Source organism: Anaerobium acetethylicum, from assembly GCF_900096945.1.
Lineage (GTDB): Bacteria > Bacillota > Clostridia > Lachnospirales > Lachnospiraceae > Anaerobium > Anaerobium acetethylicum.
Genome location: NZ_FMKA01000003.1, coordinates 140,764 through 158,679 on the forward strand (window position 1 = coordinate 140,764; position 17,916 = coordinate 158,679).

Annotated in this window: 16 protein-coding genes and 1 riboswitch; of the genes, 9 read left to right on the top strand and 7 right to left on the bottom strand. The window is 46.2% G+C overall.

Translation table 11 applies throughout. The features are described from left to right. Positions 1 to 37: 37 nt before the first annotated feature. The gene (locus BJR36_RS04855) at positions 38 to 1,021 is read right to left on the bottom strand and encodes an ABC transporter substrate-binding protein (protein WP_091231153.1); all 984 of its coding nucleotides are present in this window, start codon (positions 1,019 to 1,021) and stop codon (positions 38 to 40) included. 38 nt (positions 1,022 to 1,059) lie between these two features. Then, positions 1,060 to 1,301: riboswitch (cobalamin riboswitch) on the bottom strand. Between the two features lie 243 nt (positions 1,302 to 1,544). On the opposite strand from BJR36_RS04855, the gene BJR36_RS04860 reads away from it, so the two are divergent. Then, the gene (locus BJR36_RS04860; RefSeq protein WP_091230896.1) at positions 1,545 to 2,114 is read left to right on the top strand and encodes a helix-turn-helix domain-containing protein; all 570 of its coding nucleotides are present in this window, start codon (positions 1,545 to 1,547) and stop codon (positions 2,112 to 2,114) included. A 19-nt stretch (positions 2,115 to 2,133) separates the two neighbouring features. Here BJR36_RS04860 and cls read toward each other — a convergent pair whose 3' ends face one another. Then, positions 2,134 to 3,663: a cardiolipin synthase gene (gene cls / locus BJR36_RS04865; protein WP_091230899.1), complete on the bottom strand. Its 1,530-nt coding sequence runs from the start codon at positions 3,661 to 3,663 to the stop codon at positions 2,134 to 2,136. A 307-nt stretch (positions 3,664 to 3,970) separates the two neighbouring features. Between cls and BJR36_RS04870 the strand changes: the two genes are divergently transcribed. From BJR36_RS04870 to BJR36_RS04895, 6 genes are all read left to right on the top strand, one after another. After that, a complete protein-coding gene (locus BJR36_RS04870) occupies positions 3,971 to 5,104 on the top strand; it encodes an ABC transporter substrate-binding protein (protein ID WP_091230902.1) in 1,134 nt (377 codons plus the stop codon). A gap of 109 nt (positions 5,105 to 5,213) precedes the next feature. Next, positions 5,214 to 6,089 (top strand): branched-chain amino acid ABC transporter permease, encoded by an 876-nt coding sequence (locus tag BJR36_RS04875; RefSeq protein ID WP_091230905.1) that lies wholly within the window; start codon positions 5,214 to 5,216, stop codon positions 6,087 to 6,089. Between the two features lie 8 nt (positions 6,090 to 6,097). Next, positions 6,098 to 7,114 carry a branched-chain amino acid ABC transporter permease gene (locus BJR36_RS04880; protein WP_091230908.1) on the top strand — a complete coding sequence of 339 codons (1,017 nt, stop codon included), beginning with the start codon at positions 6,098 to 6,100 and terminating at the stop codon, positions 7,112 to 7,114. 2 nt (positions 7,115 to 7,116) lie between these two features. After that, positions 7,117 to 7,875, top strand: a complete 759-nt coding sequence (locus BJR36_RS04885) for an ABC transporter ATP-binding protein (RefSeq protein ID WP_091230910.1) — start codon at positions 7,117 to 7,119, stop codon at positions 7,873 to 7,875. Positions 7,876 to 7,886: 11 nt separating this feature from the next. Then, on the top strand, positions 7,887 to 8,597 hold the full coding sequence (locus BJR36_RS04890) for an ABC transporter ATP-binding protein (RefSeq protein ID WP_091230913.1): 711 nt from the start codon (positions 7,887 to 7,889) through the stop codon (positions 8,595 to 8,597). 12 nt (positions 8,598 to 8,609) lie between these two features. Further along, complete coding sequence (locus BJR36_RS04895) at positions 8,610 to 9,233, top strand: cytidylate kinase-like family protein (protein WP_091230915.1); 624 nt, start codon at positions 8,610 to 8,612, stop codon at positions 9,231 to 9,233. Between the two features lie 63 nt (positions 9,234 to 9,296). Here the strand turns inward: BJR36_RS04895 and ptsP are convergent, their stop codons facing one another. Beyond that, positions 9,297 to 10,931 carry a phosphoenolpyruvate--protein phosphotransferase gene (gene ptsP / locus BJR36_RS04900; RefSeq protein ID WP_091230917.1) on the bottom strand — a complete coding sequence of 545 codons (1,635 nt, stop codon included), beginning with the start codon at positions 10,929 to 10,931 and terminating at the stop codon, positions 9,297 to 9,299. Positions 10,932 to 11,288: 357 nt separating this feature from the next. On the opposite strand from ptsP, the gene BJR36_RS04905 reads away from it, so the two are divergent. Together BJR36_RS04905 and BJR36_RS04910 are read left to right on the top strand one after the other, a co-directional pair. Further along, positions 11,289 to 12,002 (top strand): ATP-binding protein, encoded by a 714-nt coding sequence (locus BJR36_RS04905; RefSeq protein ID WP_091230919.1) that lies wholly within the window; start codon positions 11,289 to 11,291, stop codon positions 12,000 to 12,002. Between the two features lie 363 nt (positions 12,003 to 12,365). Further along, positions 12,366 to 13,046 carry a Crp/Fnr family transcriptional regulator gene (locus tag BJR36_RS04910; RefSeq protein ID WP_242875460.1) on the top strand — a complete coding sequence of 227 codons (681 nt, stop codon included), beginning with the start codon at positions 12,366 to 12,368 and terminating at the stop codon, positions 13,044 to 13,046. Between the two features lie 20 nt (positions 13,047 to 13,066). Here BJR36_RS04910 and BJR36_RS04915 read toward each other — a convergent pair whose 3' ends face one another. From BJR36_RS04915 to prmC, 4 genes are all read right to left on the bottom strand, one after another. Then, positions 13,067 to 14,827: an ABC transporter ATP-binding protein gene (locus BJR36_RS04915; RefSeq protein ID WP_091230922.1), complete on the bottom strand. Its 1,761-nt coding sequence runs from the start codon at positions 14,825 to 14,827 to the stop codon at positions 13,067 to 13,069. Positions 14,828 to 14,959: 132 nt separating this feature from the next. After that, positions 14,960 to 15,727 (bottom strand): hypothetical protein, encoded by a 768-nt coding sequence (locus tag BJR36_RS04920; RefSeq protein WP_139133511.1) that lies wholly within the window; start codon positions 15,725 to 15,727, stop codon positions 14,960 to 14,962. A 172-nt stretch (positions 15,728 to 15,899) separates the two neighbouring features. Further along, positions 15,900 to 16,976, bottom strand: coding sequence for a peptide chain release factor 1 (gene prfA / locus BJR36_RS04925; protein WP_091230927.1), 1,077 nt, complete (start codon positions 16,974 to 16,976; stop codon positions 15,900 to 15,902). 74 nt (positions 16,977 to 17,050) lie between these two features. Continuing rightward, entirely contained in the window at positions 17,051 to 17,893 is an 843-nt protein-coding gene (gene prmC / locus BJR36_RS04930; protein WP_091230930.1) for a peptide chain release factor N(5)-glutamine methyltransferase, read from the bottom strand. Between the last annotated feature and the right edge of the window lie 23 nt (positions 17,894 to 17,916).

A 17,916-nucleotide genomic window follows, 5' to 3' on the forward strand; every position in this document is an offset into this window, starting at 1 on the left:
TCTGCCGCCTGTTCCGATTTCCAAAGTCTGATTTGTATTATTTAAATGCTTCCGGATGGAATATTTCTGCAAGAATCCTTGCTCCCTCGGCATTTCTGGCGCCCTGGCGTTCAACCAGATTTGCATCTATTCCATACACATTTCCGTTCTTTACAGCTGTCAGATCACAATAGTGCTCTGACGCCATAAAGCTTTCTTTCATGTCCTCTGAAATAATGATGATTTCCGGATCTGCCTCGACAATGCTTTCCAATGTATAGGACCATCCCGAAACCTCCAGGGCGATGTTGTCTCCACCTGTCAGAGCAATAAGCTCGCCGACAAACGTATCCCCGCCTGCTGTGTAGTCTCCATATTCACCGAAGCCCACCACGTAGTAGACCGAAGGTGCTTCCAGGCCATCTACAGCAGCCTTTGTCTCATTGATTGAGGATTCCATCTCCTGGATGGTTTCCGTGGCAGCTTCATTTACATTGAACATCCTGCCCATGGTCTCAATCATTGTGTAAACGCCATCTATTTTTTTCTCTTCATACAGAATGACAACCTTTACCCCCAGGTCAGTCAGCTGTTTTTCTGACTCTTCGCTGAAATGGGTTGATGCAATCACAACATCCGGTTCCATACTGATTATTTTTTCTATATTCGGTTCCCTCAGGGTTCCCACTTCTTCTATAGCCGAAACCTCTTCGGGGTAGTCGCAGTAAGTGGTTCTTCCTATAAGCCTGTCTTCAAGACCCAGCTGGTAAATCATCTCCGTGATATTGGGAGCCATGGAAACCACCTTCACAGGTTCCGTATCAAACGTTACTTCCGTTCCGTTGGAATCCTGGATTGTCACAGGATATTCTGTTGCGGCTGCAGAATCGTCTGCCTCCGTCTTTACTGTTTCGTTTTTTTCATTCTCTGCCGTCTCTGCCGGTACAGCCTTTGTTTCTTTTGAACTGCCTGCACATGCGGCAAGTCCTGCAACCATTGCCATGATACATAGTATCATGAAAAGCTTCTTCATATTCTTCATGTTTTTCTCCTTCTGTTCCCTCTTCCCTCCGAAGCGAACCAAAAAAATTACATATGGCAGATTTCCTGACTCATGGTCGTTTTACTTGCTGCAGCCTTCTCAAATCCATAACACTCCTCCGGCCGGAACTTAAGTTCCCGACAGAAACCGGCAATCCCGGTATCGATTCAATGACTGTTGAACGCAGCTTTCATCCCATATACAGTAGCGGGGGCTGTTGCGGCTTTTTTCCGCATTCCCTTTTAACTTTTTGCAAAGCACCATATGCGTGTGACAAATAACATTATATAGGCGGACGCCTCATATTGCAAGAATTATATGATATCCCGATTACCGCTTCCTTTCATGTTTATTTTAATGAACACATTGCCATTTGGCATTCATCTGCTCCACTAATATATAAAATATTTCAAATTAGTAGAGCTAATAACTAAAACTTCGTCAATTCAGTTTGACGTCATATACTTCTTTTGCTATAATACAGAAAAACTGTAAGCATTGGGTTAAATGGAGGGATTTTTATATGTCTGATTTAGACTTGACAAAAATAGGAAACATATTAAAAACACAGCGATTGGCGCAGAACCTGTCTCTCAGAGATTTGTCCGCTAAATCGAACATCGCGGCAAGCACGATCAGCCAGATAGAGACGGGGAAAACTTCTCCGAACCTCATGTCCTTAAAGGCGCTCTGCGATTCGCTCAAACTGCCAGTATCGGCGCTCTTCCTTGACGATGCCGCCGACCGCATCAAGCTGGTCAGAAAAAGCGAACAGCAGACCTTCGTCCGCAACGTCTCGAACGGCAAAGAATCCATCGAATCACTGATCACTAAAGGAACAAACGAAATGTGGGGCGGAATCATCAACGTGCCGGCAAAAACAGATTCAGGCAATTATTCCCGTCATGGGGGTGAAGAATTCGTATTCATTCTGAAGGGCACACTCACCTTCGATCTTGAAGGCAACGAGACTTACCTGCTCGAAGAACGTGATACCCTCTATTATCCCAACTACATAGGGCACAGATGGAGAAATGATACCGATGAAGATGTGGAATTTCTGATTGTCACCACTTCGCCTTACAATTTCTAAAGGACCGGAACTAAGCAGTCTACATAAGGGGTGCAAAAACCCTCATGACAGCCTGGAAAAGCCCTTTGACAACACCTTTTCTGCATTCCTTCTCTGTTACCAGATGGGAGCATTCCATCGTTTCCATAAAATCTTCTTTTACCTTCATGACCGTTTCCGAAGCGTACAGGTATATTCCGCATTCAAAGTGGAGATACAGGCTCCTGTAATCCATGTTTATGGTGCCGACTGTTGCCACCTCATCGTCGCAGACAAATACCTTTGAATGCACGAATCCCGGTGCATATTCATAGATTTTCACACCGCCGTCCACAAGGGCTCCGTAATAGGACTGGGTCAGCAGGAACACCGCCTTCTTATCAGGCACCCCCGGAACCACGATCCTCACATCCACTCCTCTTTTCGCCGCAAGTACAAGGGCTGTCTTCATCTCATTATCTATAATCAGGTAGGGGGTGAAGATATATACATACTGCTTCGCCTGGTTGAGGATGTTCAGATATACGTTTTCACCTACTACCTCTGCATCAAGAGGCGAGTCTCCATATGGCTGCACATAGCCGTCTGCCCGGAATTCCTCCGGATGCCACTTCCCTGGTCTGAATTTTTCAAAATCGCTGTCCGTCCGCCTCAGGGAATTCCACATCTGCAGAAACATGACAGTGAAATTCCATACGGCCTCTCCCCTTATTCTGATAGAATTGTCTTTCCAGATTCCGAACCGCATCTTCTCATTTATATATTCGTCTGCAATATTTATTCCGCCGCTGAAAGCCGTATGGCCATCAATAATCATGATCTTCCTGTGATCCCTGTTGTTCATGATCATTGACACAAAGGGAACAAAGGGATTAAAGGCTATGCACTTGATCCCTTTTGCTTCTATCTTCCTGCTGTACCGGAAAGGAAGGGCTCCTATGCTTCCCACGTCATCATAAATGAGCCTCACGTCTACGCCCTCTTTTGCCTTCTGCTCCAGGATTTCAAGAATCCCCTTCCACATGCCTCCATTTTCCACGATAAAGTATTCCAGGAAAATGAAATGTCTGGCTTTCCTGAGCTCCTCCAGCATGACTGGATAGGCTGTTTCGCCAAACGAATAGTACTCCGCATCCGTGTTCTTATAAATAGGAAATCCTGCGATATTTGAAATGTAAGAAGTCTGTCCCGCAATGTTCAGGTCCATAGCCCTGATTTCGGCCACTGCAGTTTCATCCTGCCTTAGCAGGCCGCTTCTCCTGGCATCAAAATCCACAAGATTCTTCACCATGGCATTCGGGGTTCTTTTGACGCCGAAAAGAAGGTACAGCAGGCCCCCGAACAGCGGCACTGCCATGATCGGAATAATCCATGCGATCTTCATTGCAGGATTGTCGTTCTTCTTTACGATCCACAGCACTGCAAGGATACTCAGAACATTCAGTGCAACACTGATCTGGATCGAATAGCTGCTGAGCCGCATGACCAGTATCAGTCCCCAGACGATCTGGACAATCAGGCACAGGCCAAAAATAAATGCCCTGCTGAATAAACGCTTTAGTATTTTCATTCTTTTCCCTCTCCTCCTGTTCCCTTCGAAATGCGAGATATGGATTCCGAACAGTTATATAAATAGTACCATTCAGACAAAACCGTGTCAATTTGTCAATTAACAGGCTTATTTCTCAAAATGGCAAATATCCAGACTCTTCTAAAACAAGCGCTCTTACACCAATTTATGCCGATTTTTATTGACATGCCGCAAGGTGTCGGAGTATTATAACATAAGAATAAAGGCTTCTTTGCGCTGAACGGATAAAGAAGCCTTGTTTAATAATAAGTATAAAAAATTACGGCAATACACAGGAGGACAACTAATGAGAAAAGTATCAAAATTTTTAAGTCTTGGTCTTATTGTTACTATGGCAGTGACCATGGCAGCAGGATGCGGTTCTAAAGGATCAGCTGACAGCGAAGACGTATTTGTAATAGGCGGATCAGGCCCTCTGACCGGTGATGCAGCTTCTTACGGCATCTCTGTAAAGAACGGTGCACAGCTCGCAGTGGACGAAATCAACGAAGCCGGCGGTATCGACGGAATGAAGTTCGAACTTAATTTCCTTGACGATGAAGCGGAAGCACAGCCTGCAATCGCTGCATACGAAAAATTAATGGATGAAGGTGCTGACGCGATTTTAGGCGCTGTTACAAGCGGTTCAACAATTGCAATCACCGATCTTACAAATGAAGACGGAATCCTGCAGATCACTCCTTCAGGTTCTGCACAGGACTGCACAAAATATGACAATGCATTCAGGATCTGCTTTACAGACCCTCTTCAGGGTATCACGATGGCTGACTATGCAACAGCAACAGCTGGCTACAATAACATTGCCATCCTTTATAACATCGCTGACGACTACAGCAAAGGAATGGCAGATGCATTCATGACTGAAGCAGAAAAAAAAGGTGGCAAAATCGTTGCTGAAGAAACCTTCACAACTGGCGATGTTGATTTCAACACGCAGCTGACAAATATCAAAGCTACAGATGCAGAAGTATTATTCATCCCTGCATACTACCAGGACGTGGCTTACATCCTTACACAGGCTAAACAGCAGGGACTTGAACTTCCTTACTTAGGCGGTGACGGATGGGACGGCGTGCTCGGACAGCTTCAGGATGCTTCAGTTGCTGAAGGCGCTATCTTCTTAAGCCCATTCACTGCAAATGATCCAGCTGAAAATGTACAGGCTTTCGTAGAAAAATACAAAGCAGAATTTGATGCAACACCTGATCAGTTTGCTGCAGATGCTTATGACGGCGTTTACGTAATCAAAGCTGCAATCGAAAAAGCCGGTTCTACAGACAGCGAAGATCTTATTGCTGCCATGACCGAAATTGAAGTTGACGGCGTGACCGGCAACATGACTTTCACTCCTGAGGGCGAACCGAACAAGGCAGCAAAGATGATCAAAATCCTTGGCGGAGAATATACATTAAACAAATAGTAGAACCAGATCATGTCACATTATCTGAATAGCGAAATTTAAAATTTTAGTACAGTTGGGGCCGTTGCCTCAACTGTACTCTTTTAGTAAAAAGAAAAGAGGTGGATTTATGAAATTATTATCACAGCTACTTAACGGGCTTAATGCTGGAAGCATTTATGCTCTGATTGCCATCGGATATACGATGGTTTACGGTATTGCCAAGATGATCAACTTTGCTCACGGCGATATCATCATGGTAGGCGCTTACATTGTATGGCTTGCCATAGCTGTTTTAGGCCTTCCTGTTCCGCTTGGCCTTTTAATAGGAGTTGCAGCATGTGCACTGCTCGGAATTCTGATTGAAAAAATCGCATACAAGCCACTGAGGAAAGCCCCTCCCCTTGCCGTACTTATCACTGCAATCGGTGTCAGCTATTTTCTTCAGAGTGCCAGCCTGCTGATCTTCTCATCAGAAAAGCAGACCTTCCCCGTTACCCTGGCCCTTCCGTCCATAACCTTAGGCGAACTGGTCATACCGGGACAGACGCTCCTGATCCTTATCGTTACTGCTGTCTGCATGGCTGCGCTTACCTTCTTCATCAACAGGACAAAAGCAGGAAGCGCAATGCTCGCCGTTTCCGAGGACAAGGATGCAGCCCAGCTTATGGGTGTTAACGTCAACAAAACAATTTCAATGACTTTTGCAATCGGCTCTGCACTTGCAGCAGTAGCGGGAATCCTGTTTTCAAGCTCCTATGTTTATGTCTACCCGACCATGGGCTCACTGGTCGGAATCAAGGCCTTTGTTGCGGCTGTGCTTGGCGGCATCGGCAGCGTTCCGGGAGCCATGCTCGGCGGAATCCTTCTTGGATTAGTTGAAAGTCTTTCAAAGACCTATATTTCCAACCAGATGTCAAATGCAATCGTTTTTGGAATCCTTATCATTGTACTGCTTGTTAAACCGTCAGGGCTTCTTGGCAAGAGCAGGCCTGAGAAAGTGTAGGTGCCATCATGGGAAGAAAAAACACATCAAACAAATATACGCTGCTTAATAAAGCGAACCTGATCAGACTGATCGGAATCATACTTGCCTATGTCTGCATATACACCGTAGTAAGCCAGGATCTTCTCCTTCGCCAGTACCGGAGCATACTTGTGCTGACAGCTGTAAACATCATACTTGCCGTATCCCTTAACCTTGTTACCGGGTTCCTCGGTGAGCTTTCCTTAGGGCATGCCGGATTCATGATGGTCGGTGCCTATGCAAGTGCCATCTTTACGAATGCAGTGCTTGCTTCAAATCCAGACATGTCACCAGTTTTACTGGTTGTGGCTGCTGTACTGATTGGCGGAACCTGCGCCGCCATCTCAGGCGTCATCATCGGGATTCCGGTTTTGAGACTGCAGGGCGACTACCTGGCAATCGTAACCCTGGCATTCGGCGAGATTATCCGTTCAGTATGCGAAAACCTGAAGATCACCAACGGTGCAGGCGGTCTCAGCGGAATTGAAAAGCTCACAAATTACAAGCATTTCACTTTCGCTTTCGTGCTGATGATCCTATCCATTCTTGTAATTTCAAACCTTATTAAATCAAAGCATGGACGTGCAATACTTTCCGTACGCGATAACCATATTGCAGCCCAGTCAATGGGTATCCCGCTTTCCCGCTTCAAACTGCTTGCATTTGTCCTCGGAGCATTCTTCGCAGGAATCGCAGGCGTAATCCATGCACATAACCAGGGCAGCATCTTCCCTATGGAAGCGGGCTACAACAGATCCATCGACATCCTGGTAATCGTAGTCCTGGGTGGAATGGGAAGCATCAAAGGCTCGATCATCGCAGCTGTAATCCTTACCATACTGCCGGAACTTCTCCGTGATGCGGCTGATTTCAGACAGCTTCTTTATGCTGTAGTACTGATCGTATTGATGATTGCAAACTCATCCGAAAAATTTGTACTGTTTAAGAACAGGCTGCTCAGCAGGCTTCCTAAATTCAAAAAACTCCAGAAGAAAGGAGAATAAAAATGGCTCTACTTGAAGTTAAAAACCTTGGAATTTCTTTCGGCGGCCTCAGGGCAGTTGATAATTTCAATATTAAAATAGAAAAAGGCCAGCTATACGGCCTCATCGGACCTAACGGTGCCGGCAAGACTACCGCATTTAATCTTCTGACTGGCGTTTACAAGCCGACCAATGGTTCCATCCACCTGGATGGCGAGAACCTTGCTGGCAAAAACCCGGCTCAGATCAACCAGATCGGAATAGGAAGAACCTTCCAGAATATACGTCTTTTCAAAAACATGTCCGTCCTCGACAATGTAAAGGTCGGACTCCATCACCAGTTTAAATGTTCCGCAATCGCAGGAATCCTGAGACTTCCGTCCTATTTCAAAGCAGAAAAGCTGATGGACGAAAAAGCCATGGAACTCCTTGCCGTCTTCGGCCTTGACAAGGAAGCTGGATTTCAGGCTTCCAACCTGCCCTACGGCAAGCAGAGGAAGCTGGAAATTGCGAGGGCACTTGCGACTAATCCAAAACTGCTCCTCCTTGATGAACCTGCTGCTGGAATGAACCCGAATGAAACTGCGGAGCTCATGGATACCATTCGTCTGATCCGCGACAAATTCGAGATTACAATCCTGCTCATTGAGCATGACATGAAACTGGTGGCAGGAATCTGTGAAAAGATTACGGTTCTGAATTTCGGAACAGAACTTGCCAGCGGAACGCCTGAAGAAGTGTTGAACGATCCAAAGGTTATTACAGCATACTTAGGAGAATAGGAGGGATAACCATGGCAATGTTAGAAATCAAAGATTTACAGGTATATTACGGCGTCATTCAGGCTTTAAAAAGCATTTCTTTTGACGTAAACCAGGGCGAGGTTATCGCTCTGATCGGTGCCAACGGTGCCGGAAAAACAACGATCCTCCATACCATTACAGGACTTGTTCCTGCAAAAGGCGGAAGCATCACTTTTGAAGGCCATGACCTTTTAAAAACCCCGGCACATGAGATCGTTTCCCTTGGAATGGCTCATGTTCCTGAAGGAAGAAGGATTTTCGCGGACCTTACAGTCCTCGACAATCTGAAGCTCGGAGCCTATACCAGAAAAGACAAAAAGGAAATAGCCGATACCCTGCAGATGGTATTTAAAAGATTTCCACGACTTGAAGAAAGGAAGAGCCAGATAGCGGGAACGCTGAGCGGCGGCGAGCAGCAGATGCTTGCAATGGGCAGAGCCCTTATGTCCCATCCTAAAATCATACTGATGGACGAACCGTCAATGGGCCTCTCTCCTCTCTTCGTAAACGAAATATTCGACATCATCAAAGAAGTAAGCGCCAGCGGAACCACTGTGCTGCTCGTTGAACAGAACGCTAAAAAGGCCCTTTCCATTGCAGACAGGGCATATGTTCTTGAAACAGGCAAAATAGTCCTTTCTGGCGATGCAAAAGAACTTATGGATGATGATTCTGTCAAGAAGGCTTATTTAGGCGAATAGGAGGCTTTACACATGGATAACGTTGTGATCACGATAGCAAGAGGCTACGGCAGCGGCGGAAAGACAATCGGAAAGATGCTTGCCGCAGAATTAGGCATAGATTATTATGACAGGGAACTTCTGAAAATGGCTTCGGATGAAAGCGGAATAAACGAAAATCTGTTCAACAAGGCTGATGAAAAGCTGAAGAGCACCCTGCTTTTCAAGATAGCCCGAAAGGTTTACAGCGGAGAACTTATCTCCCCTGACAGCGATGATTTCGTCTCTAACGACAACCTTTTCAACTATCAGGCAAAGGTAATCAAGGAACTCGCCGAAAACGAATCCTGCGTCATCGTAGGAAGGTGTGCAGATTTTGTTCTCAAGGACTACAAACATGTAATCAAAATCTTCGTGCATGCTCCTTTCGAAAGCTGCGTGAATACCGTAATCGACATGTTCGGCATCACCAGGAAGGAAGCTGAAAAGAAGATTCTGACCACAGACAAGCACCGCAGCGAGTATTACAAGTATTACACAGGCAGGGACTGGGACAACGCCGGAAACTATGACCTCTGCCTCAATACGGACGATCTCAGCTACGAAAAATGCGTTGAAATCATAAAGGATTTTATCAAAATAAAGACAGAAAAATAGAATGAATTTCCCTGAATATCATGAAAGCCCCGCGGCTTCAAATCCCGCGGGGCTTCTTCATTCTTATAATTTTGATACGTCTGTTTCCCTTACTTTTTTCCTTACAGAAAGGACCATGGATGGTGACACTGAAAGTTCGTCAACGCCGAGCTTCAGGAATGTTTCAGTCATATCCAGGTCTGCGCCGAGCTCTCCGCATATGCCTACCCAGATTCCTTCTGCATGGCCGTTATCTACAACCATCTTGATCATCCTTACAATCGCTTCATGATGGGCATTGTAGAACTTGTCAAGTTTTGGATTCTGCCTGTCAATCGCCAGCGTGTACTGGGTAAGATCGTTTGTTCCGATACTGAAGAAATCCACCTCTTTTGCAAGAAGATCGCTGATCATGGCTGCTGCAGGCGTTTCTATCATGATTCCTGTCTCTATGTTGTCAGCAAAAGGAATCCCTTCCTGCCTCAGTTCATTCTTGATCTCTTCCATGAATTCCTTGATTTCCTTTACTTCCTCGACAGAGATGATCATCGGGAACATAATCGCGATTTTTCCGAATACGGATGCCCTGAAGAGCGCCCTGAGCTGTGTCCTGAAGATATCCTTCTGGGTAAGGCAGATTCTGATTGCCCTGTAGCCAAGTGCCGGATTCTCTTCTTTTGGAAGATCGAAATAGTCAGCCTGTTTGTCAGCTCCGATATCCAGGGTTCTCACGATCACCTTTTTACCGCCCATATTCTGCGCAACCGTCTTATATACCTGGAACTGCTGGTCTTCAGTCGGGAAATTGTTGTTTTCAAGATAGAGGAATTCGCTTCTGAAAAGTCCGATTCCGCCGGCATCGTTCTTAAGCACAAGGCCTACATCCGAAGTATTTCCGATATTTGCATATATCTTTATTTTCTTTCCGTCCAGGGTGACATTCTCTTTTCCCTTGAGCTGCTGCAGAAGCTGTCTTTTTTCTAAATCTGCATTCTGTTTTTCCTTCATCAAGGCAATTGTCTCTGCATCCGGATCTATATAGACAGTTCCCGTAAATCCGTCTACGATGGCTTCACGTCCGCTATATTCATTCTTCAGTGCATCTCCCATGCTGATGATTGCAGGTATGTTCATTGTCCTTGCAAGAATTGCCGTATGCGAATTTGCAGAGCCTTCCCTCGTGAGGAATGCAAGAACCATTGACTTGTCAAGCTGTATGGTTTCGCTTGGCGCCAGATCCTGAGCCGCAATGATGCTTGGTTCATTTGAAGTCATATCCACTGTTTCCCTGCCTTCAAGCACCTTGATCAGACGCTCAGAAACGTCTTTTACGTCTGCCGCCCTTTCCTTCATGTATTCGTCATCCATGGATTTGAACATCTCATAAAAATTATCGGCTGTCACGGCCACGGCATATTCAGCATTTACTTCCTGTGAAGTTATGATGTTTTCAATCGATTCATGATAATCCAGATCTTCAAGCATCATCTGATGCACCTGGAATATTGCGGCATTCTCTTCGCCGACTTCCTCAACAGCCTTTTCATAAAGGCTGCCAAGCTGTCCTATTGCTATCACCTTACCTGCCTGATATCTTGCAATTTCCCCAGCCACATCTTCGACCGTATAGCGCCTTACCTGTTCTTCCTTCTTTTCATAAAAGCTCATTTTTCCGAAGGCAACTCCGCCAACAGCACTTTTCCCTGACAATGTAATCATTTCTATTACTCCTCCCGCACGGCAGAATCTTCATAGATCGGCTGCATCTGACAGCCGCCTGCTGCTGTCTATCCGCAAAAAAAGCCCAAAAACAAGGCACCGTTATGGGGGGTGCAATGAATCTGGGTTTTGCCTGTCCAAAACAGTAACAATCCGTTTCCGCCTATTCAATTTGTTAATCTTTCTACAATAAATATATCATTGCCCTCTATACTATGTCAACCAATTTATCTTTCTACACGAAAATGTAGCCTGAGATACATACTTTTATTCATTTATCGTCTATACTTACCTCATACAAAACGAAAATGAAATGCTGCTGCAATCATACAACTATAAAGAAAAGAGGATATCAATATGATCAGAAAAATCATTACCATCGATAAAGAAAAATGTAACGGCTGCGGGCTCTGCATTTCCGCATGCCATGAAGGCGCCATAGGACTTGTTGACGGAAAAGCCGAGCTTTTAAGGGACGACTACTGCGACGGCCTTGGGAACTGTCTTCCCGCCTGCCCTACAAATGCCATAACCTTCATTGAAAGGGAAGCGGCCGCCTTCGACGAGGAAGCCGTAAAAAAACACATGGAAAAATCCACCCCTGAACCTGTATTTGCCGGATGCCCTGGAACCAGATCAGCCGCCCTCAAAAAAGAATCCTCTGCTCCTGTCCAGGAGGCTCCTGCAGCATCTGCAGCTGCGCCGGCTTCCCAGCTTGAACAGTGGCCAGTACAGCTGAAACTTGTTGCTCCGAATGCTGCATACTTCAACAATGCGAATCTCCTGATTGCTGCCGACTGTACAGCATTCGCTTACGGCAATTTCCATAACCAGTTCATGAAGAACAAGGTCACTTTGATCGGATGCCCGAAACTTGACGAAGGGGACTATTCCGAAAAACTGACTGCAATCCTCGCCAACAACAATATCAAAAGCGTGTCCGTGGTCCGTATGGAAGTTCCATGCTGCGGCGGGATCGTGAATGCGGTAACCAATGCCCTCAAGGCTTGCGGAAAGATGATTCCATGGAGCGTCACTACAATCTCCATCGACGGAAGCATAATCGAATAATCCTCAAAAAAAGAGCCCTGCGCCGCGTTTTTCTCACGGCCGGGGCTTTTTGTACAATAGAGAGGTTCGTCTGCTCATATGAAATTGCTCGTTACTGTTTACACATCATCTGGCGTAAAGTGTATATTGTGAGTGTAGCGAAGCGGAAATCACGAAAAACCCGTGGATTGCTTCCTCTATTAAACTTCCCCCCAACGTCAGTTTTATGGTAAAATATTATTAACTGTTCAGAATTCCTGTTCCGTGAGGCATGTTTAGGCCTGTTAAGGCCTGTTTTGCATAAAAACACGAAACAGTAACTGTTCAATCAAAAAGAAAGGATACGTATGCAGGCTCTGACCCGGCCTCATGCAGGTATATATTTTGGAAAATACAGACATCAGACACTCAGACATGGAAAACCTTCTCCCCTTCTGGAGCAGCCTTTCCGATTCAGAAAAAGAACTTATAAACGAAAATTCCAGACTCTACTCCTTCAAGGCAAAAGACAATATCCACGGAGGCATCGGCGACTGCACCGGCATCATCTTAGTCAGGTCAGGAAGGCTGCGCACCTACATATTTTCAAGCGAAGGGAAAGAGATCACCATAAACAGGCTCTCTCCCGGCGATGTATGCATCCTTTCAGCCTCCTGCATTCTGCACAACATAAGCTTCGACATCCGCCTCGATGCTGAAAAGGACAGCGAAATCTATATCATCCGGCCAAATGCCTTCGACCAGCTCAAGAAATCCAACATCCATGTCAGCAATTTCATAAATGCTGTCATGAATGAACGTTTTTCCGACAGCATGTGGATCATCGAGCAGATCCTTTTCATGAGTTTTGACAAGCGCCTGGCCATATTCCTCCTTGACCAGTCCGTAGCCGAAAAATCAGACACCCTCCATTTCACCCACGACGAAATCGCAAGACACCTGGGAAGTGCAAGGGAAGTGGTATCCAGAATGCTGAAATATTTCGAGAATGAAGACATGGTTTCCCTTTCAAGAGGCTCCATAACCCTTGCAGACAAAAAGAAGCTGCGGGATCTTACCATATAGCATATAACACAGAGCCTGGCTTATTCAGCCAGGCTCTGATTCCGTTCGAACTGCATATGGTACAGCCCCTCATATACGCCCTTTTTCCTGATCAGTTCATCATGGGTTCCCTGCTCCGCAATGCCTTCATCCGTGAGCACAAGGATCTTCTGGGCATTTCTTATGGTTGAAAGCCTGTGGGCGATCACCAGGGTTGTCCTGTTCTTTGCGAGCTTTTCAAGGGAATCCTGAACGACCTTTTCACTTTCATTATCCAAAGCTGACGTAGCCTCATCAAAGATCAGGATCGGAGGATTTTTCAGGAATACCCTGGCAATCGAAAGCCTCTGCTTCTGCCCTCCGGAAAGCTTGATTCCCCGCTGCCCGATGTCTGTGTCATATCCCTTTGGCAGACCCATTATAAAATCGTGGGCATTGGCGTTTTTCGCTGCCTCAACAGCTTCTTCCCTTGTTGCTCCCGGCTTACCATAGAGGATATTGTCTATGACCGTTCCTGCGAAGAGATACACATCCTGCTGGACCATGCCTACAAGATTTCTCAGGCTTTTCAGCTTCATCTCCCGTATATCCATGCCATCTATAGAAATGCTTCCTCCCGACACGTCATAAAACCGGGGGATCAGGCTGCAGAGGGTGGTCTTTCCCGCTCCCGACGAACCGACCAGGGCAATGTACTCCCCGGCATTGACATGAAGGTCTATACCGTCAAGAACCTTTTCCGCATTGTCCTCATAACTGAAGGACACGCCCCTGAACTCTATTTCGCCGTTCACATGTTCTACCTCTGCTGCATTTTCCGAATCCTTTATATCAGGCTCGACAGCTATGATTTCCAGAAACCGTTCAAATCCCGAATATCCGTTCTGGAACTGTTCTGTAAACGTCATGAGTTTCTTCACCGGCTCCGTAAAATTGTTTATATAGAGCAGGAAGGTGATCAGGTCCGTAATCCGCATGGAACCCTGCGTAATAAATAATGCACCTGAAATCAGCACCCCTATGGTCACCATTGTGGTCATGCCGCCGAGGCCCGAATGAAAAGCACCCAGATATCTGTAGCTGTTCCTCTTGCTTTCCACGAACCGGCTGTTTCCTTCATTGAATTTTGCCAGCTCGATATCCTCATTGGCAAATGACTTCACGACCCGGATTCCTGAAAGGTTATCTTCTATCTGCGCGTTTATTTCGGCTATTTTAGCCCTGTTCTGCCGGAAGGCAGACTTCATCCTGCCATTGAAATAAAATGCGTATATGGCCATCACAGGGACGAACAGGAACGCCACTGCAGTAAGCTTTATGTTGACGCCAGCGAGAATAATAAAAGACCCTGTGAATTTGATCAGGGAAATCACCACATCCTCCGGTCCGTGATGGAACAGCTCGCTTATATCAAAGAGATCGTTCGTTACCCTCGACATAAGCTGTCCGACCTTCTGGTTGTCGTAGAACGTGAATGACAGCTTCTGATAATGTGCAAATATCTCATTTCTCATATCAAATTCCATCTTTGCACCCATCATGTGCCCGAAAAAGGTAATGTAGAAATTGCAGAAGCATTCTATGAGTACCAGGCCAAACATCATGATTCCAAGCCTGATTATGGTCCTGAAGGCTTCATCTGTCTCCATATTTACCACATAGTTGGTGATATACCGGACAATCAGAGGGATCGCCAGCGTTATCCCGGCTCCCAGTATCGCAAAGAACATATCCGAAAAGAACAGCCCTCTGTAAGGTCTATAGTAAGAGAAAAATTTCTTCCATTTATTTCTGTTTGTCATTTTTTTGCACATCCTTTCACACGTCAAAGCGGATATGCGCAATCCGCTATACTGTCATCTGTTTAGTCTGTTGTTTATTCAGTCTGTTGTACGGGCAGCCTGTTGCCTGGTCTGTTTAATTGCCTGGTCTGTTTAATTGCCTGGTCTGTTTTCCCCAGGCAGGGCAGCGCTCAGGGCTATCAGCACCTGGGACGGAAGATAAAAAAACCATATCGCCACGGCAGAGATTTCGTATACGGCAGCTGCAGCCGTCCCTGCGGCTGCGCCTTCATTTATATTGAACAGAGCCACATTCATATCACATAAGAAAAAAAGAATAAGCCCGGTGCAGAAAAAAAAGCTTTTCTTTTCATGCAATCCCCTTCCTGCAAGATATACTGCTCCAGTCACCGCATTACCCGTTATCCCTGCCGTATAAACCACAGCGGCAGCCATCATGAATGTGATTCCCCTGCCGCCAGCCGCCACCAAAGCAAGAGCCCCTGCAAAAGCAAGGATATATATCCATATGCGGAAACCGGCAGTCAGATAAAGCCTGTAGCAGTACAGGGCCTGAACAGCAATAAACAGGAGCAGGCCTGTCAGATAGAACTCTTTAAGGAGCAGGCAGAAATCCGCAAACACCGTAAGTAGCAGGGCTGATGCAGTTAATGTTTCCGGACTGGCTGCCGTTCTTATGCCTGATTCCGTTCTCTCTTTCCTTATTACAGGGCCTGACGCCCCCGCAGCTGCTGCCAGAAAGCACAGCAGGATTCCTGCGAACTTCAGGGCCTTCGAATACCGGAACAAGCCAGGCTCAAAGACATCCATCCACAGGAACGCCAGATAGAAAACCGTTTCCAAAGACAGAAACAGCCAGATCCATGCGCTGCGATATTTATTTCCGATGTTTTGTTCCATATAAACCATGTCCGCCTTCCCGTCTTTGCAGTACTGAGGGCTGATTGACGTCAGCCAGTCAAATACCACAAGCCCGACTGCGCATCCTGCCCGGAGCGTTTGTTATCCCACAGGAGAATCCCGGGGCGATAACAAAAGGCCGCAGATTTACACTGCGGCCGTCTCTGCTCTATTAATACTGTTCCTGCAAATTGCTTAATTTCGCAGCCTGGTCAGCCGCAATCAGGCTGTCGATCAGTTCCTGGATTTCTCCATCCATGATGGAGTCGAGTTTATGAAGGGTCAGCTTGATCCTGTGGTCCGTAACACGCCCCTGTGGGAAGTTGTACGTCCTGATCTTTTCGGAACGGTCTCCTGTTCCTACCTGGCTCCTTCTCGCCTCAGCTTCTGCATCGTGCTGTTTCGCACATTCAAGTTCATAAAGTTTTGCACGCAATACCCTGAGAGCTTTATCCTTATTCTTAAGCTGGGATTTTTCATCCTGGCATGAAATAACGATTCCCGTAGGGATATGGGTAAGACGAACTGCTGAATCCGTCGTATTGACACACTGTCCGCCGTTGCCCGATGCACGGAACACGTCGAATTTACAGTCGTTCATGTCCAGTTCCACATCTACTTCCTCTGCTTCCGGCATCACTGCGACGGTAATGGTAGAGGTGTGGATTCGGCCGCCTGATTCCGTCTCTGGAACTCGCTGAACCCTGTGGACACCGCTTTCGTATTTGAGCTTCGAAAAAGCTCCCTGGCCGTTGATCATGAAAACAGCTTCCTTGAATCCGCCGATTCCATTTTCATTAAGGCTTATCATTTCAACCTTCCACCGGTTTCTTTCAGCGTATCTGGCATACATCCTGTAGATCTCCGCCGCAAAAAGTGCCGCTTCATCCCCGCCGGCTCCACCACGGATTTCAACGACAATGTTCTTATCATCGTTAGGGTCCGTAGGAAGAAGAAGTATTTTCAATTCCTGTTCAAGTTCTGTTATGCGGGCCTTTGAACTGTTGAGCTCTTCTTTTAAAAGCTCTCTCATCTCTTCATCGCTTTCTTCCTCAAGCATCGAGACGCTGTCTTCCACATTCTGTTTCTGGCTTTTGTATTCCTTGTATGCGTCAACGATAGGGGCAAGATCGTTCTGCTCCTTCATGAGTTTTCTGAACCTCGTCTGGTCATTTGTGACTGTTGGTTCGTTCAGTTCTCCCATTATCTCTTCAAATCTGATTATTAAATCCTCTAATCTATCAAACATTGTATTTCCTCCAAAATTTACTAACTCACTTTATATGAACTGCGGGTTACACGTACTGACTCACTCCTGCACAGCTACGATTCCGCTTCCATGTATCTCCCATATACGACCCGGTCAAGTCCTGCCAGATCCTTTACGGTCTGTATGTCTCTGTACCCCATATTTTCAAACAATTCCATGACATCTCTTCCCTGGTCATGGCCGATTTCAAAATAGATCCATCCGCCGGGATTCAGATATTCTCTGCCTTCGTCTATTATCCTTCTGTAAAAGTACAGCCCGTCTTCAAAACCATCCAGAGCAGACATCGGTTCATGGCTCCTGACTTCCTCCATCAGAGTCGGAATGACGTCGGATCTTATATAGGGAGGATTTGAAACTATCATATCGAATTTTCCGCTCACATGATCAAACAGGTCACTCAGGCAAAATTCAACATCCACGCCACAGTTTCTGGCATTTTCCTCTGCCGTTCTGATTGCACCTTTGGAAATATCCGAACCAGTTCCCCTGATTCCTTTCCGGTAATGCAGCAGACTGATCAGAATGCAGCCTGATCCCGTACACATATCCAGGACCGACATTCCGTGTTCAAGCCTTTTTAAAGCTTCCTCCACGAGAATCTCTGTATCCTGCCTGGGTATCAGAACTTCCGGATTCACCTTAAAGAGCAGACCCATGAATTCCTGTTCTCCCGTCAGATACTGAAGCGGTATCCGCTTCGACCTTTCCGCTATGAGTCTTTCGTATTCGCCGAACTCCCCATCGCCCATGCTGTCTTTTCCGTGAAGAAAATAATAATTCCTGTCAATCTTCAAAACATGTGCCAGCAGCAACCAGGCATCCAGATCGCCATTTTCAACGGCAGCCTTATTCAATTGTTCCCTTCCATATTTCAAGGTCTCTTCAATCGTCATTTTTCAATGCCCCCCAAAAAGCA

Excerpts from the sequence above, each read along its gene's own strand:
- BJR36_RS04860 (WP_091230896.1), top strand. The coding sequence starts at position 1,545 with ATGTCTGATTTAGACTTGACAAAAATAGGAAACATATTAAAAACACAG.
- BJR36_RS04915 (WP_091230922.1), bottom strand. The coding sequence starts at position 14,827 with ATGACAAACAGAAATAAATGGAAGAAATTTTTCTCTTACTATAGACCT.
- prmC (WP_091230930.1), bottom strand. The coding sequence starts at position 17,893 with ATGACGATTGAAGAGACCTTGAAATATGGAAGGGAACAATTGAATAAG.
- BJR36_RS04895 (WP_091230915.1), top strand. The coding sequence starts at position 8,610 with ATGGATAACGTTGTGATCACGATAGCAAGAGGCTACGGCAGCGGCGGA.
- BJR36_RS04885 (WP_091230910.1), top strand. The coding sequence starts at position 7,117 with ATGGCTCTACTTGAAGTTAAAAACCTTGGAATTTCTTTCGGCGGCCTC.
- BJR36_RS04855 (WP_091231153.1), bottom strand. The coding sequence starts at position 1,021 with ATGAAGAATATGAAGAAGCTTTTCATGATACTATGTATCATGGCAATG.
- cls (WP_091230899.1), bottom strand. The coding sequence starts at position 3,663 with ATGAAAATACTAAAGCGTTTATTCAGCAGGGCATTTATTTTTGGCCTG.
- BJR36_RS04870 (WP_091230902.1), top strand. The coding sequence starts at position 3,971 with ATGAGAAAAGTATCAAAATTTTTAAGTCTTGGTCTTATTGTTACTATG.
- BJR36_RS04880 (WP_091230908.1), top strand. The coding sequence starts at position 6,098 with ATGGGAAGAAAAAACACATCAAACAAATATACGCTGCTTAATAAAGCG.
- BJR36_RS04905 (WP_091230919.1), top strand. The coding sequence starts at position 11,289 with ATGATCAGAAAAATCATTACCATCGATAAAGAAAAATGTAACGGCTGC.
- BJR36_RS04920 (WP_139133511.1), bottom strand. The coding sequence starts at position 15,727 with ATGGAACAAAACATCGGAAATAAATATCGCAGCGCATGGATCTGGCTG.
- ptsP (WP_091230917.1), bottom strand. The coding sequence starts at position 10,931 with ATGATTACATTGTCAGGGAAAAGTGCTGTTGGCGGAGTTGCCTTCGGA.
- BJR36_RS04875 (WP_091230905.1), top strand. The coding sequence starts at position 5,214 with ATGAAATTATTATCACAGCTACTTAACGGGCTTAATGCTGGAAGCATT.
- prfA (WP_091230927.1), bottom strand. The coding sequence starts at position 16,976 with ATGTTTGATAGATTAGAGGATTTAATAATCAGATTTGAAGAGATAATG.
- BJR36_RS04890 (WP_091230913.1), top strand. The coding sequence starts at position 7,887 with ATGGCAATGTTAGAAATCAAAGATTTACAGGTATATTACGGCGTCATT.